Annotated in this window: 16 protein-coding genes; 12 read left to right on the plus strand and 4 right to left on the minus strand. The window is 53.2% G+C overall.

Annotated features, from left to right (window positions below; all coding sequences use genetic code 11):
• Positions 1 to 113 precede the first annotated feature (113 nt).
• The 6 genes from hemA to kdsA are packed head-to-tail and all read left to right on the plus strand — an operon-like array spanning position 114 to position 5,418.
• Entirely contained in the window at positions 114 to 1,370 is a 1,257-nt protein-coding gene (gene hemA / locus OGY17_RS10435) for a glutamyl-tRNA reductase (RefSeq protein WP_003833420.1), read from the plus strand.
• 41 nt (positions 1,371 to 1,411) lie between these two features.
• Positions 1,412 to 2,494 (plus strand): peptide chain release factor 1, encoded by a 1,083-nt coding sequence (gene prfA, locus OGY17_RS10440; RefSeq protein ID WP_003020786.1) that lies wholly within the window; start codon positions 1,412 to 1,414, stop codon positions 2,492 to 2,494.
• On the plus strand, positions 2,494 to 3,327 hold the full coding sequence (gene prmC, locus OGY17_RS10445; RefSeq protein ID WP_071446250.1) for a peptide chain release factor N(5)-glutamine methyltransferase: 834 nt from the start codon (positions 2,494 to 2,496) through the stop codon (positions 3,325 to 3,327). Before prfA ends, prmC begins: the two co-directional genes overlap by 1 nt.
• Positions 3,324 to 3,716: an invasion regulator SirB2 gene (sirB2, locus tag OGY17_RS10450; RefSeq protein WP_071446252.1), complete on the plus strand. Its 393-nt coding sequence runs from the start codon at positions 3,324 to 3,326 to the stop codon at positions 3,714 to 3,716. Before prmC ends, sirB2 begins: the two co-directional genes overlap by 4 nt.
• A 2-nt stretch (positions 3,717 to 3,718) precedes the next feature.
• Positions 3,719 to 4,528 carry an invasion regulator SirB1 gene (sirB1, locus tag OGY17_RS10455; RefSeq protein WP_003020775.1) on the plus strand — a complete coding sequence of 270 codons (810 nt, stop codon included), beginning with the start codon at positions 3,719 to 3,721 and terminating at the stop codon, positions 4,526 to 4,528.
• Positions 4,529 to 4,563: 35 nt separating this feature from the next.
• Positions 4,564 to 5,418 carry a 3-deoxy-8-phosphooctulonate synthase gene (gene kdsA, locus OGY17_RS10460; protein WP_003020772.1) on the plus strand — a complete coding sequence of 285 codons (855 nt, stop codon included), beginning with the start codon at positions 4,564 to 4,566 and terminating at the stop codon, positions 5,416 to 5,418.
• A 67-nt stretch (positions 5,419 to 5,485) separates the two neighbouring features.
• Here kdsA and bdcA read toward each other — a convergent pair whose 3' ends face one another.
• Positions 5,486 to 6,199: an SDR family oxidoreductase gene (gene bdcA, locus OGY17_RS10465; protein ID WP_286607182.1), complete on the minus strand. Its 714-nt coding sequence runs from the start codon at positions 6,197 to 6,199 to the stop codon at positions 5,486 to 5,488.
• 72 nt (positions 6,200 to 6,271) lie between these two features.
• Here bdcA and OGY17_RS10470 point away from each other — a divergent pair, with 72 nt between their 5' ends.
• Both OGY17_RS10470 and OGY17_RS10475 read left to right on the plus strand, forming a co-directional pair.
• Complete coding sequence (locus OGY17_RS10470) at positions 6,272 to 6,865, plus strand: TetR/AcrR family transcriptional regulator (protein WP_286607186.1); 594 nt, start codon at positions 6,272 to 6,274, stop codon at positions 6,863 to 6,865.
• A 121-nt stretch (positions 6,866 to 6,986) separates the two neighbouring features.
• Entirely contained in the window at positions 6,987 to 7,244 is a 258-nt protein-coding gene (locus tag OGY17_RS10475; protein ID WP_238937808.1) for an amidohydrolase family protein, read from the plus strand.
• Positions 7,245 to 7,336: 92 nt separating this feature from the next.
• Here OGY17_RS10475 and chaA read toward each other — a convergent pair whose 3' ends face one another.
• Positions 7,337 to 8,437 (minus strand): sodium-potassium/proton antiporter ChaA, encoded by a 1,101-nt coding sequence (gene chaA, locus OGY17_RS10480; protein WP_003833407.1) that lies wholly within the window; start codon positions 8,435 to 8,437, stop codon positions 7,337 to 7,339.
• Between the two features lie 400 nt (positions 8,438 to 8,837).
• On the opposite strand from chaA, the gene chaB reads away from it, so the two are divergent.
• Both chaB and OGY17_RS10490 read left to right on the plus strand, forming a co-directional pair.
• A complete protein-coding gene (gene chaB / locus OGY17_RS10485; RefSeq protein ID WP_008784971.1) occupies positions 8,838 to 9,068 on the plus strand; it encodes a putative cation transport regulator ChaB in 231 nt (76 codons plus the stop codon).
• Positions 9,069 to 9,264: 196 nt separating this feature from the next.
• The gene (locus OGY17_RS10490) at positions 9,265 to 9,960 is read left to right on the plus strand and encodes a gamma-glutamylcyclotransferase (protein ID WP_060682116.1); all 696 of its coding nucleotides are present in this window, start codon (positions 9,265 to 9,267) and stop codon (positions 9,958 to 9,960) included.
• Positions 9,961 to 10,014: 54 nt separating this feature from the next.
• Here the strand turns inward: OGY17_RS10490 and OGY17_RS10495 are convergent, their stop codons facing one another.
• Both OGY17_RS10495 and OGY17_RS10500 read right to left on the minus strand, forming a co-directional pair.
• Positions 10,015 to 10,260, minus strand: a complete 246-nt coding sequence (locus tag OGY17_RS10495; protein ID WP_003020763.1) for a DUF1883 domain-containing protein — start codon at positions 10,258 to 10,260, stop codon at positions 10,015 to 10,017.
• 262 nt (positions 10,261 to 10,522) lie between these two features.
• A complete protein-coding gene (locus OGY17_RS10500) occupies positions 10,523 to 10,876 on the minus strand; it encodes a DsrE/DsrF/TusD sulfur relay family protein (protein ID WP_003833402.1) in 354 nt (117 codons plus the stop codon).
• A 73-nt stretch (positions 10,877 to 10,949) separates the two neighbouring features.
• Between OGY17_RS10500 and nasR the strand changes: the two genes are divergently transcribed.
• Together nasR and OGY17_RS10510 are read left to right on the plus strand one after the other, a co-directional pair.
• Positions 10,950 to 12,131 carry a nitrate regulatory protein NasR gene (nasR, locus tag OGY17_RS10505; RefSeq protein ID WP_252431199.1) on the plus strand — a complete coding sequence of 394 codons (1,182 nt, stop codon included), beginning with the start codon at positions 10,950 to 10,952 and terminating at the stop codon, positions 12,129 to 12,131.
• A gap of 222 nt (positions 12,132 to 12,353) precedes the next feature.
• Positions 12,354 to 13,613 (plus strand): CmpA/NrtA family ABC transporter substrate-binding protein, encoded by a 1,260-nt coding sequence (locus tag OGY17_RS10510; protein ID WP_057066736.1) that lies wholly within the window; start codon positions 12,354 to 12,356, stop codon positions 13,611 to 13,613.
• The last annotated feature ends 1 nt before the right edge of the window (position 13,614 follow it).

Raw genomic sequence — 13,614 nt, forward strand, 5'->3', positions numbered from 1 at the left:
ATTTGTGCACTAAGCTATTACTCCAAAAGGGGGCAGTCTCTTTTATTGACCGCACGCATCCTGTATGATGCACCCAGTCTAACCTTATCAACGCTGGTACTATTCCCGCACACATGACCCTTTTAGCGCTTGGTATTAACCATAAAACGGCACCTGTATCGCTGCGAGAACGCGTAACGTTTTCGCCGGATACGCTCGATCAGGCGCTGGACAGCCTGCTCGCGCAGCCAATGGTGCAGGGCGGGGTAGTGCTGTCGACGTGTAACCGCACGGAGCTGTATCTCAGCGTTGAAGAGCAGGATAACCTGCAAGAAGCGCTGGTTCGCTGGTTGTGTGAATACCATAACCTCAATGAAGAAGATCTGCGCAACAGCTTGTACTGGCACCAGGACAACGACGCGGTCAGTCATTTGATGCGTGTTGCCAGCGGTCTGGATTCACTGGTGCTCGGTGAACCGCAAATTCTGGGGCAGGTGAAAAAAGCGTTTGCGGATTCGCAAAAAGGTCACCTGAACGCCAGTGCGCTGGAACGCATGTTCCAGAAATCATTTTCTGTCGCAAAACGTGTACGTACAGAAACTGACATCGGCGCCAGCGCCGTGTCGGTGGCGTTTGCCGCCTGTACCCTGGCGCGGCAGATATTTGAATCGCTCTCCACGGTAACCGTGCTGTTAGTCGGTGCGGGCGAAACCATTGAGCTGGTTGCGCGACATCTGCGCGAGCACAAAGTGAAGAAAATGATCATCGCCAACCGCACTCGCGAGCGTGCGCAGGTGCTGGCGGATGAAGTCGGCGCCGAGGTGATTTCACTGAGTGATATAGACGCGCGTTTACAGGATGCCGATATCATTATCAGTTCTACCGCCAGTCCGCTGCCGATTATCGGCAAAGGAATGGTGGAACGTGCGCTTAAAAACCGCCGCAATCAGCCTATGTTGCTGGTGGATATCGCCGTACCGCGCGATGTCGAGCCGGAAGTGGGTAAATTGTCTAACGCCTATCTGTACAGTGTTGATGACCTGCAAAGCATCATTTCGCATAACCTGGCCCAGCGCAAAGCGGCGGCGGTGGAAGCCGAAACGATAGTGGAGCAGGAAGCCAGCGAGTTTATGGCCTGGCTACGCGCCCAGGGCGCAAGCGACACTATCCGCGAGTATCGCAGTCAGTCAGAACAGATCCGTGATGAACTGACCGCCAAAGCGTTGGCCGCTCTTCAACAGGGCGGTGATGCGCAAGCCATTATGCAGGATCTGGCCTGGAAACTGACCAATCGCCTGATTCATGCACCAACCAAATCACTTCAACAGGCCGCCCGTGACGGGGATAGTGAACGCCTGAATATTCTGCGCGACAGCCTCGGGCTGGAGTAGCAGCACACCAATCTTATTTTTTACAGGGTGCATTTACGCCTATGAAGCCTTCTATCGTTGCCAAACTGGAAGCCCTGCATGAACGCCATGAAGAAGTTCAGGCGCTGCTCGGTGATGCGGGTACTATCGCAGACCAGGATCGCTTTCGTGCGCTGTCGCGCGAATATGCGCAATTAAGCGATGTATCTCGCTGTTTTACGGACTGGCAACAGGTTCAGGAAGATATCGAGACGGCTCAGATGATGCTCGACGATCCTGAAATGCGTGAAATGGCGCAGGATGAACTGCGCGAAGCAAAAGAGAAATGTGAGCAGCTGGAACAGCATCTGCAGGTCCTGCTATTACCTAAAGATCCCGATGACGAACGTAACGCCTTCCTCGAAGTGCGCGCGGGAACCGGTGGTGATGAAGCGGCGCTGTTTGCCGGCGATCTGTTCCGCATGTACAGCCGTTACGCTGAATCGCGTCGCTGGCGGGTTGAGATCATGAGCGCCAGCGAAGGCGAGCATGGCGGGTTTAAAGAAGTCATTGCCAAGATTAGCGGCGAAGGCGTTTACGGGCGACTGAAGTTTGAGTCTGGCGGCCATCGCGTGCAGCGCGTACCTGCGACGGAATCGCAGGGGCGTATTCATACCTCGGCCTGTACGGTCGCGGTTATGCCGGAACTGCCGGATGCCGAACTGCCGGACATCAACCCGGCCGATCTGCGTATTGACACCTTCCGTTCATCAGGCGCGGGCGGTCAGCACGTTAACACCACCGACTCCGCAATCCGTATTACCCACTTACCGACCGGTATCGTAGTGGAATGCCAGGACGAACGTTCACAGCATAAAAACAAAGCTAAAGCGATGTCGGTGCTGGGGGCGCGAATTCGTGCCGCAGAAGTGGCAAGACGTCAACAGGCGGAAGCCTCTGAACGCCGCAACCTGTTGGGCAGTGGCGATCGCAGCGATCGTAACCGTACCTATAACTTCCCGCAGGGGCGTGTGACCGATCACCGCATTAACCTGACGCTCTACCGTCTGGATGAAGCGATGGAAGGCAAACTGGATATGCTCATTGAGCCGATTGTCCAGGAATACCAGGCCGATCAACTGGCGGCATTGTCCGAGCAGGATTAATGGATTATCAGCACTGGCTGCGTGAAGCGATAAGCCAATTACAGGCAAGCGAAAGCCCGCGCCGTGACGCCGAGATTTTACTCGAGTTCGTTACTGGCAAAGGGCGCACCTTTATTCTGGCTTTCGGCGAAACGGAGTTAACCGAGGCGCAGCGTCAACAGCTTGATACGCTACTGGAGCGGCGTCAGCGGGGAGAGCCGGTGGCGCACTTAACCGGCGTGCGTGAGTTCTGGTCGTTGCCGCTGTTTGTGTCTCCAGCCACGCTTATTCCGCGTCCGGATACCGAGTGTCTGGTGGAGCAGGCGCTGGCTCGCCTGCCGGCCTCAGCGTGTCGTATTCTCGATTTGGGAACCGGCACGGGTGCCATTGCGCTGGCGCTGGCAACCGAGCGTCCGGATTGTGCAGTGACAGCTGTAGACCGCATGCCTGATGCCGTGGCACTGGCCATTCGCAACAAGCAGCAACTGGGCATCGACAATGTTTGTGTGCTGCAAAGTAACTGGTTCAGCGCATTGCAGGGACAGCAGTTTGACATGATTGTCAGCAATCCGCCGTATATCGACGAACAGGATCCGCACCTGGCGCAAGGCGACGTTCGCTTTGAACCGCTGTCGGCGCTGGTGGCGGGCGCTCAGGGGCTGGCGGATATCGTGCATATCATCGACCAGTCTCAGCGCATGTTAACGCCCGGCGGCTATCTGTTGCTGGAACATGGTTGGCAGCAGGGCGAGGCCGTCCGTGATGCCTTTACTCGTGCGGGTTACGTGGCAGTTGAAACCTGTCGTGACTATGGCGGCAACGAGCGAATTACGCTTGGACGCATCCCATCATGAGTACCTTCGGTGTGTTACTCAACGTCCATCTCATCAGCATTGCGCTTTCGGTTGGTTTGCTGATCCTGCGATTTTGGTGGCGTTACACCGACTCGCGCCTTGCCTGCGCGCGCTGGACGCGCATCGTGCCGCCGGTTGTCGATACCGTTTTATTACTCAGCGGCGTAGCGTTAATGGTTAAAGCGCACATCCTGCCATTCACTGAGCACGGGACATGGCTGACTGAAAAGCTGTTTGGGGTTATCATTTACATCGTTTTGGGTTTTATTGCGCTCGATTATCGTCGGGCGCGCAGTCAGCAGGCGCGATTAATCGCTTTTCCGCTGGCGCTGGTGGTGCTGTACATCATCATTAAACTCGCCACCACAAAAATACCGTTACTGGGGTAAGCATGAGGTCGTTAGCTGATTTCGAATTTAATAAAGCGCCATTGTGTGATGGGATGATCCTGGCGTCGGAGTCTATCCGTCTGGATTTTCCGACACAAACTGTCTATGACGAACTGGAACGTCTGGTCAGTCTGGCGCAAGAAGAAATTAGCCAGCTCCTGTCTCAGGATGAGCAACTGGAAAAACTGCTGGCACTTTTTTACGGCGAATGGGGGTTTACGGATACCCACGGCGTCTATCGTCTTTCTGATGCACTATGGCTTGATCAGGTACTGAAAAATCGTCAGGGCAGCGCCGTATCCCTGGGTGCGATCTTATTGTGGATTGCCAACCGACTGGAGCTGCCACTGGTGCCGGTGATTTTCCCGACACAACTCATCCTGCGTATTGAATCGCTCGATGGCGAAATGTGGCTAATCAATCCGTTCAATGGCGAAACGTTAAATGAGCACACGCTGGAAGTGTGGCTGAAGGGGAATATCAGCCCGGTCGCGGAGCTGTTTAACGAAGACCTGGATGAGGCGGATAATGCAGAAGTAATTCGTAAACTGCTCGACACGCTGAAATCATCGCTGATGGAAGAGCGGCAAATGGAGCTGGCGCTGCGTGCCAGCGAAGCATTATTACAGTTTAATCCTGAAGATCCGTATGAAATACGCGATCGTGGATTAATTTACGCGCAACTGGAATGTGAACATGTTGCGCTGACAGATTTAAGTTATTTCGTTGAACAGTGTCCGGAAGACCCGATCAGCGAAATGATTCGTGCGCAGATTAATACTATTTCGCACAAGCAAATTGTATTGCATTGATTAATGACACTTTACCTACCGTTTAAGGCGATCCTATGAAACAAAAAGTGGTTAGCATTGGCGACATCAACGTGGCAAATGACCTGCCGTTCGTGCTGTTTGGCGGAATGAACGTGCTGGAATCCCGCGATCTGGCGATGCGCATTTGTGAGCACTACGTAACCGTTACTCAAAAGCTGGGTATCCCTTACGTGTTCAAAGCCTCCTTTGATAAAGCCAACCGTTCTTCCATCCACTCTTACCGTGGACCGGGCCTTGAAGAAGGGATGAAAATCTTCCAGGAACTGAAGCAGACTTTTGGCGTAAAAGTGATCACCGATGTTCACGAAGCCAGCCAGGCTCAGCCTGTTGCTGACGTGGTGGATGTGATTCAGCTGCCGGCCTTCCTCGCTCGTCAGACCGATCTGGTGGAAGCGATGGCGAAAACCGGTGCCGTTATCAACGTGAAAAAACCGCAGTTCGTAAGCCCGGGCCAGATGGGCAATATCGTGGACAAATTCCATGAAGGCGGCAACGACAAAGTAATTCTGTGCGACCGTGGCGCGAACTTTGGTTATGACAACCTGGTTGTGGATATGCTGGGCTTCAGCGTGATGAAGAAAGTTTCTGGCAACTCGCCGGTGATTTTTGACGTTACCCATGCGCTGCAATGCCGTGACCCGTTTGGCGCAGCAAGCGGCGGTCGTCGTGCGCAGGTTACCGAACTGGCGCGCGCAGGTATGGCGGTAGGTCTGGCCGGTCTGTTTATTGAAGCGCATCCGGATCCAGCCAATGCGAAATGCGATGGTCCATCCGCGCTGCCGCTGGCGAAACTGGAACAGTTCCTGACTCAGATTAAAGCGATTGATGACCTGGTTAAAAGCTTCGACGAGCTGGATACCGAGAACTAAGAAAGTATTGCAGTCCGGAGAGATATCTCTTCGGACTGCTGTTTGAGAAAAGTGTTAAGGGTGGCCGTCAGGCGCCAAATGCACCGTCAATTGTATGCATTGCCCCCGTCACAAACCCAGCCTCAGGGCCTGCAAGCCAGGCAACCATTCCCGCAACTTCCTCTGGACGGCCATGTCGTTTTAGCGCCATAAAACTGTGCATCACCTCTTTCAGTGGGCCATCTTCCGGGTTGGCATCGGTATCAATAGGACCCGGTTGAACCACGTTGACCGTAATGCCCCGCGGTCCAAAATCACGTGCCAGCCCCCGGGCCAGCCCTTGCAGCGCTGATTTGCTCACCGCATAAGAGGCCAGGCCAGCAAGAGGCATACGGTCGCCATTCACAGAACCAATAATGATAATGCGTCCGCCGTCAGGCATCTGTCGTGCCGCTTCCACGGCCGCATAGTATGGGGAGTGAATGTTAATCCGGAACAGGCGCTCCACGTCAGCCGGATCCTGCTCCAGCGCATCACCAAACAGAATAATGCCTGCATTAACTACCAGCACGTCCAGCGGGCCGCTTTCGCGTACCCGGTTGATGACGGCGTTACGGTCGGCGCTATCGGTTTGCGCTGTCTGGGTACCCGTCTCATCAGCAAGCGCTTTGGCAGCGTCAGGGGAGCCTGAATAGGTAAAGATAACCGATGCGCCATCCGCGGCAAAACGGCGCACGATAGCCGCGCCAATCCCACGACTGCCGCCAAGAACCAGAACTGACTTGCCGTTAAAAGAAGACATGAGGTGCTCCTTGAACAATTATGTAGTGATCGATATATAATAGGTGCACTGTTTTCTGTCAATGGATTTGTAATGAGCACTACAAAATGCACTCGTGCACCTGGACGCCCACGTAATTTTGATCCAGAAATGGCCGTTGCCAAAGTACAACCCTTGTTTCACGCACATGGCTATGACGCGGTTAGCGTGGCGGATGTCACCGCGGCGTTGTCGATCAAGCCCCCCAGTTTCTATGCTGCTTTTGGGAATAAAATCGGTCTTTATAAACGTGTTCTTGACCGCTACGTACAAACTGAGGCGATCCCTTTTGATGACATTCTTCGCCCCGATAAACCCGTTTCTGCATGTCTTACCGATCTGCTTGAAGAGGCGGCGCGACGTTATGCCGCAGATCCGCATGCGCCGGGATGTTTGGTCCTGGAGGGCACGCACAGTAACGATCCGCAGGCGCGGAAGGTCGCGCGGAATTTCTACTCGGCTACCGAACATAAAATTCACGACTTTATCGCACAGCGGCATCCTAAGGAGGCTGACAGCCTGACTGATTACGTCAGTACCACAATGCTTGGCCTGTCGGGAAAAGCGCGTTGCGGGCATTCGTTCGAACGTCTGCTAGCCAGCGCGCGAATCGCCAGCGTAGCGGTGCGGCATCAGCTTTCCAGATGATCATCACAAGATAAGGTAGATAAATATGATGGGGAAAATGGGAACTTAATCAGGCGGTGCCTCATATCAACCCGCATCAGAGCAGGGGGGTATCGTTGTAGGTGGTACGGATGCGACGCGGATTGGCGTTGCAGGAGTATGGCATGCCATTGAATATCATGTAACAGGTAAAGCGCTCGACGGCACGGTACGCCATGATGCGTGCCAGTTAAGCCGAGAAGATGCATTAAAAATGTATACCCTCAATGCCGCCTGGATAGCTTTTGCAGAACAGCAGAGGGGAAGTTTGCAGGCAGGTAAGCTCGCCGTTTTGCGGTGCTTAATCAGGATATTATGGCTATTCCGGCAGACAAATTGCACCAAACGGAGTCGTTATTAACGTTTGTCGATGGTCAACAGGTTTATCCGGAGCTGTGAGCGGTAAAAGAAAACGGCCCTGAGAAGGGCCGTGGGTTCTATCAGAAAGACTAATCAGGCAAATATCGTCATCAGATAGGCGATAAACAGCGCCAGATGCGCCGCACCGTTAAGCACGTTGGTGCGTCCGGTGGAGAAAGAGATGTGACACAGTACCAGTGATGAAACCATCACAATCATCTCTGGTGCGCCCAGCGCAAAGACCAAATCATTCCCGGTTGCCCATGCGATCAGGGTCACTACCGGAACGGTCAGTGAAATGGTGGCTAATACTGAACCGAAGAACAAATTCATCGCCCGCTGTACCTGATTACTCAGAACCGCTTTCAGCGCACCTAGCCCTTCAGGGGAGAGGATCAGCAATGCGACCAGGAAACCGGTAAAGGCGACCGGCGCATTCAGTTCAGTCAGCAATGTTTCCAGCGGGCTGGCGTTCATTTTGGTCACGGCAATAACAGCGATCAGATGAATGATAAGCCAAGCGGCATGCCACATATTGCTGTGGGCTGACGGTTTACCGTGATGCGGATCGTCGTCGTCACCCTCGTCTTCATGCTCATAAATGAACAGGCTCTGATGCGTTTTAGTTTGTATCAGCAAAAATACGCCGTACATCGCCGCAGAAATTAATGCCACTAATAGCGCCTGGGCGGTAGTGAAATTTGCACCCGGTAAAGCCATCGGGAACACCAGTACAATAATGGCCAGCGGAAACAGGGCGATTAAATACTGCTTAATACCAAACAGATTCATATACTGAGTGGCAAATTTACGGCCACCTAACAGTAATGAAAAACCGACCAGGCCGCCGGTTACGATCATAATGATTGAATATAGCGTATCGCGCATGAGCGTAGGCGCTGCATCGCCGGTCGCCATTAATGCGGAGATTAAGCTGACTTCAAGAATAACAACGGACAGGCTGAGGATCAGCGACCCGTAGGGTTCGCCAAGTCGATGTGCTAATACATCAGCATGACGGACAACGCTGAATGCGCTGCTTAATATACCAATAAGGGCCAGCGCATTAATACCGATGACCACTGGTAGTGACTGACTGCTCCCCCAGAAGAACAGTACTACCAGCGCCAAAATCGGGAAGACGAGAGAGGTCTCCTTGTGGCGGGTTTTTACCGCCTCATGTACGTGTGTCATTGAATTAATTCTCCGTCTCTGCAGGTATTTATACCCGTCATACTTCAAGTTGCTTATGCGTTGGCTACGTTCGCTCACTCCAGTCACATAGTTATCTATGCTCCTGGGGATTCACTCCCTTGCCGCCTTTAAGCAACTCGAATTATTTAGGGTATATAATTATAAAAAGTATTAAAGAATGTAAAAAATAACAGAAAACTTGGTTTTGTAGGTGACATTTTACGAAATTTTACTACATCGCTTATTTTTCCTCTCAAAGCGGTCAAAAACAAAATTATTGTTTATAGACTGTTTAATTAACAGAAGGTTAGATGAAGAAATTTTCTATAAATGTCCATTATTGGCGCATCGCCGCATTGTTAACCACACTTAAGGTTTAGCCTAAAAAGAGGAGTTCACAATGCCATATAAATCCAAAAGCGATCTGCCTGAAAGCGTGCAGCATGTTCTGCCAGCCCATGCTCAGGACATCTACAAAGAAGCTTTCAACAGCGCCTGGGAACAGTATAAAGATAAATCTGACCGTCGTGATGATGCTACCCGTGAAGAGACAGCACACAAGGTGGCGTGGGCCGCGGTCAAAAATGATTATCAAAAAGGTGATGATGATAAATGGCATAAAAAGGCGTAACAGTATCAATTATAATGCCTTTATGAACTAGCCAGCATCAGGCGTTAGCGAATCGTGCTACGCCGCGCCGTTGCTGGCTTGCAAGCGAGCGGTGAATTGCCTATTGTCCAGCTATTGGTTTCAAAATGAGCAGTAAAAAAGCCCGGAAGGCGTCAAAAAAGTTGTCGCAGGGAAGCTGCAGTGGCGGAGGTGTAAGGTGTTAACGCGTGATTTTTTATTGAATGCCGACTGTAAGACGGCATTTGGTGCTATTGAAGAATCACTACTCTGGTCAGCGGAACAACGTGCAGCCTCACTGGCCGCCACGCTCGCTTGCCGACCAGATGATGGACCGGTGTGGATCTTCGGTTATGGATCGTTGATGTGGAACCCGGCCTTAGAGTTTGAAGAGTCCTGTACCGGGACGTTAGTCGGCTGGCACCGTGCTTTCTGTCTGCGCCTGACGGCGGGGCGAGGAACGGCGTGTCAGCCAGGACGTATGCTGGCCCTGAAAGAAGGGGGACGCACCACCGGTGTGGCCTACCGCTTGCCGGAGGCATCCCTGGAACAAGAGCTTTCGCTGCTGTGGAAGCGAGAAATGATCACCGGCTGTTATCTGCCGACCTGGTGTCAGTTGGCGCTTGATGACGGCAGGACGGTGAACGCACTGGTCTTTATTATGGATCCGCGTCATCCGCTGTTTGAGTCAGACACGCGCGCGCAGGTGATTGCGCCGCTTATCGCCGCGGCGAGCGGACCTTTAGGTACCAACGCCCAGTATCTGTTCTCACTGGAACAAGAGCTGGTCAAGTTGGGGATGCAGGATGATTGTCTTAACGATCTGGTGATCACGGTTAAACGATTGTTGGGAGAGAACCTGCCGGAAGGCGTTATGCGGCCTGGGTTTGCCTGAACCCAGCCTGGAACTGAATGCCCGAAAGCCAGGCGCTTTTCGGGCAATTAACGCTTAGGCTGCAATATAACTTATTGAATGCTCTAGCGACTGGCTGTGGCTGTCAATCAGCACATTCCAGATGCCGGTATAGGGCACGGTCAACCATGCGTTATCACGATCCTGCACGCTTAAGATGTCGGACTGCGTGTCTTTGACGTGATTTTTCTCGCTCATCAGATGGATGTGACAACGCTCGGAACAGCGCACAACCACCGTATCGCCACCAAATAACTTTAAACTCGCCTTCACTAATGCCATTTTTCACCCCGTTCTTGAAAACAACGTACTTTCTGTCGAAAGTGCTGCGTGATGTTGTTCACATTTCACTCATTGCATAACACCAAAGGGGGAGCAACGGGATGCTGATTTTGATCAAAAAATGGCATAACGATTAAACAAAAGTGACAAAATTCCTTAAAAGGGTTGAAAGGGCGTGCTAACGTTCAACGAAACCGCGCCCATCTACGATTAAATCCGGAAATTATCGACACTTTCAGTGTGCTTGCCTGAAAACGGTGTATCAGAAGGTCAGCACTTTATCTGCAGCCAGCGTCCATTGAGCCAGTTCAACCAGCGTGCCGACGGCCACTCCGTCAATTAACGGCAGCGTCGTGATCCCACGGCCATCGGTGCAGGTTTTGCACAGTTTGACCGGCACATTTTGCGCCGTCAGGATCTCCAGCATTTGCTGAATATTGTATCCTTCTGCAGGTTTCTGACCTCGTAATCCCGCGGTTACCGCGTCCGACATTAAAAACAGACGCAGGTCGAGATCCGCTTCCTGTTCGCGCAGGGCGATTGCCAGACGCAGGCTGTTAAATAACGATTCGCTTCCATAGGCCGCACCGTTCGCGACGATCACTATCTTTTGCATTTTTACTCCTGTTGTCAGGGGGGCATGGATATTGCTTGTCCTCAGGGATAACCCGTTATCGGTGAGGGCAGAGATGATGACAAATGCACAAAATTCCGGCGCGACGCAATGGTTTCGCCATGCCCGCCAGCTTGAGAACACCCAGCTTCGCCAACTGGCACAGTCCGGTAAGTTGGTAATGCGTATTAGCCATCTGGTGCATATGCTACAGTGCGAACGCGGTGCATCCAATATCTGGTTGTGTTCTCAAGGTACGCTTTATGAGCGGGAGGTCCGTGCCAGTCGGGCGCTGGTGGATGAAGAGTGTCGGCAACTGCATATCCTTTTCCAGCACATTATGCCGGTGGCGGGCAGTGCGTTGTGCCACCGCATTGCTGGCACCGTCTGGTGCCTCGATCAGCTAACGACGCTGCGTGAGTCTGTCAGCGGGCAGACTATCGATGCTCAGCAGGCGATGGAGCAGTACAGCCGGACGTTACGCCATCTGCTGGGTATTGTGCCGCAGCTTAACGACAGCATCGATTATCCCCATGTCGCAGGTGGGCTGGTGGCGCTATACAGTTTTATGCAGGGTAAAGAGCTGGTAGGACAAGAGCGGGCGTTAGGGGCCATTGGTTTTACCCGGGGCGAGTTTAACCCTCAAATGCGCCAGGAGCTGGTGGACAGAATAGACGGGCAGCAGCCGTGCTTTGATACCTTTATCTCCCTAGCTTCGCCTGTACTGGTGCAGCATTTTCGTCAGCAATGCGAGGCATCGGGCGCCATCGAACAACTGCGGCGCCAGGCCTGTACGCGACAATCTCAACTCGATAACGGTGAACACGCGCTACGCTGGTTTACCCTACAGACGCAGCGCCTTGAACAATTACGCCATCTCGAAGAGATGTTGATTACCGAATTGCTGAACGCCGTGGCGCGTCGGCTGGCGGAAGAAACCTACGCCTTGCCGCTCGACAACTGGCTTGACGACCGTGCTGACGAACCCCTCTCGCTGCGCCGGGATAAACAATTATTGTGGGTTGTTCGCCAGCAGGCTCGCCAGCTGGAGCAAATGAGCACCCAACTTGCCTCATTGCAGGATGCCTTAGAGGAGCGCAAGGTGATTGATAAAGCAAAAAGCATCCTGATGAATTACCAGCAGGTCAGCGAAGAACAGGCGTGGCAGCTATTGCGAAAAATGGCGATGGATAAAAACCAACGGATGGTCGATATCGCCCGGGCATTGCTTACCGTTAAATCCCTGATGCAGGGATAGCGACTGCACAACAGGCGGGCAGTGTCTGCCATATTTGGGTGCACCGCGGCGTCTGGTACGCGTCGAACCCGCTAAAACCGCCAGTGTAATTCTGGCATCTGAATTGCATTCACTCATACAGACAATTTAGCAGCAGGCCAACGGCGGTCTGACTGTTTTGAGGATAAAGGCGTCCCGCAATGCTTCGGCATTGTTGGACGCCTTTTTTTATGGGGAGCATGTATGGGTGACAGAACAGTTTCGTTAACGCGGCGGCGGTTTTTACAGGCAAGTGCCGTGATGGGGGCCAGCTCGCTGATTCCAGGACTGATGTCTTCGGTCTGGGCGGCAGGGTCTGATGCGCCGGAGATGACTACCGTTCGGGTCGGTTTTATTCCGCTAACCGACTGCGCGCCGCTGGTTATCGCCACGTTGAAAGGTTTTGATAAAAAATACGGCATTACGCTGGTGCCGACCAAAGAGGCCAGTTGGGCTGCAGTGCGTGACAAACTGGTCTCTGGAGAGCTGGATGCGGCTCATGTTCTGTACGGCCTGTTGTATGGCCTGGAACTGGGTATTGCCAGTAAAGCGCAGCCCATGGCCAATCTGATGACGCTCAATCAGAACGGGCAAGCGATCACGCTCTCCGCAACGCTGCTGGAGCAGGGGATTACCGATGCGTCTGCGCTGAAGAAACTGATCGTCTCGCAGGCGCCTGGAACCTATACCTTCGCGCACACCTTTCCCACTGGCACACATGCCATGTGGCTCTATTACTGGCTGGCCAGCGCTGACATCAATCCTTTCACCGATGTTCGCACCGTTGTGGTACCGCCTCCGCAAATGGTGATGAACATGCGCATTGGCAATATGAGTGGCTTCTGCGTCGGCGAACCGTGGAATGCGCGGGCGATCAATGACCGCATCGGTTTTACCGCGGCGACGTCCCAGGATATCTGGCCCGACCATCCGGAAAAAGTACTCGGTACGCGCCGGGAGTGGGTAGAAAAATATCCACATACTGCCCGGGCACTGGTTAGCGCGCTGCTTGAGGCATCGCGCTGGATAGACGCCAGTGAAGCCAATAAACGCGAAACAGCACAAATTCTGGCGCGCCGGGCCTGGCTCAATACCAAAGAAGGCTATCTGACGGCGAGAATGCTGGGCGAGTACGACAACGGTGCCGGTCGTCGCTGGCAGGATCCGCATGCCATTCGCTTTTTTCGCGACGGCGAGGTGAGTTTCCCCTGGCATTCCGATGGCATGTGGTTTCTGACCCAGTTCCGCCGTTGGGGATTGTTGAAGCAGCAACCGGATTATGCAGCCATTGCCGCGCGCATCAACCGGACCGACATCTGGCGCGATGCGGCAGCGGCGGTTGGAGGGATAACACCTCCTGCGAAATTGCTACGAACCAGTACGCTGATGGACGGTTCCGTATGGGATGGCCGCAATCCAGAAGCCTATGCCAACAGTTTTACCCTCCACCGTACAGGAGCCTGAG

It is taken from the genome of Citrobacter sp. Cpo126 (genome assembly GCF_030332445.1).
GTDB classification, from domain to species: domain Bacteria; phylum Pseudomonadota; class Gammaproteobacteria; order Enterobacterales; family Enterobacteriaceae; genus Citrobacter; species Citrobacter portucalensis.

Bases quoted from the DNA above. Each gene is read 5' to 3' on its own strand.
- hemA (WP_003833420.1), top strand. From the start codon at position 114: ATGACCCTTTTAGCGCTTGGTATTAACCATAAAACGGCACCTGTATCG.
- prfA (WP_003020786.1), top strand. From the start codon at position 1,412: ATGAAGCCTTCTATCGTTGCCAAACTGGAAGCCCTGCATGAACGCCAT.
- prmC (WP_071446250.1), top strand. From the start codon at position 2,494: ATGGATTATCAGCACTGGCTGCGTGAAGCGATAAGCCAATTACAGGCA.
- sirB2 (WP_071446252.1), top strand. From the start codon at position 3,324: ATGAGTACCTTCGGTGTGTTACTCAACGTCCATCTCATCAGCATTGCG.
- sirB1 (WP_003020775.1), top strand. From the start codon at position 3,719: ATGAGGTCGTTAGCTGATTTCGAATTTAATAAAGCGCCATTGTGTGAT.
- kdsA (WP_003020772.1), top strand. From the start codon at position 4,564: ATGAAACAAAAAGTGGTTAGCATTGGCGACATCAACGTGGCAAATGAC.
- bdcA (WP_286607182.1), bottom strand. From the start codon at position 6,199: ATGTCTTCTTTTAACGGCAAGTCAGTTCTGGTTCTTGGCGGCAGTCGT.
- OGY17_RS10470 (WP_286607186.1), top strand. From the start codon at position 6,272: ATGAGCACTACAAAATGCACTCGTGCACCTGGACGCCCACGTAATTTT.
- chaA (WP_003833407.1), bottom strand. From the start codon at position 8,437: ATGACACACGTACATGAGGCGGTAAAAACCCGCCACAAGGAGACCTCT.
- chaB (WP_008784971.1), top strand. From the start codon at position 8,838: ATGCCATATAAATCCAAAAGCGATCTGCCTGAAAGCGTGCAGCATGTT.
- OGY17_RS10495 (WP_003020763.1), bottom strand. From the start codon at position 10,260: ATGGCATTAGTGAAGGCGAGTTTAAAGTTATTTGGTGGCGATACGGTG.
- OGY17_RS10500 (WP_003833402.1), bottom strand. From the start codon at position 10,876: ATGCAAAAGATAGTGATCGTCGCGAACGGTGCGGCCTATGGAAGCGAA.
- nasR (WP_252431199.1), top strand. From the start codon at position 10,950: ATGATGACAAATGCACAAAATTCCGGCGCGACGCAATGGTTTCGCCAT.
- OGY17_RS10510 (WP_057066736.1), top strand. From the start codon at position 12,354: ATGGGTGACAGAACAGTTTCGTTAACGCGGCGGCGGTTTTTACAGGCA.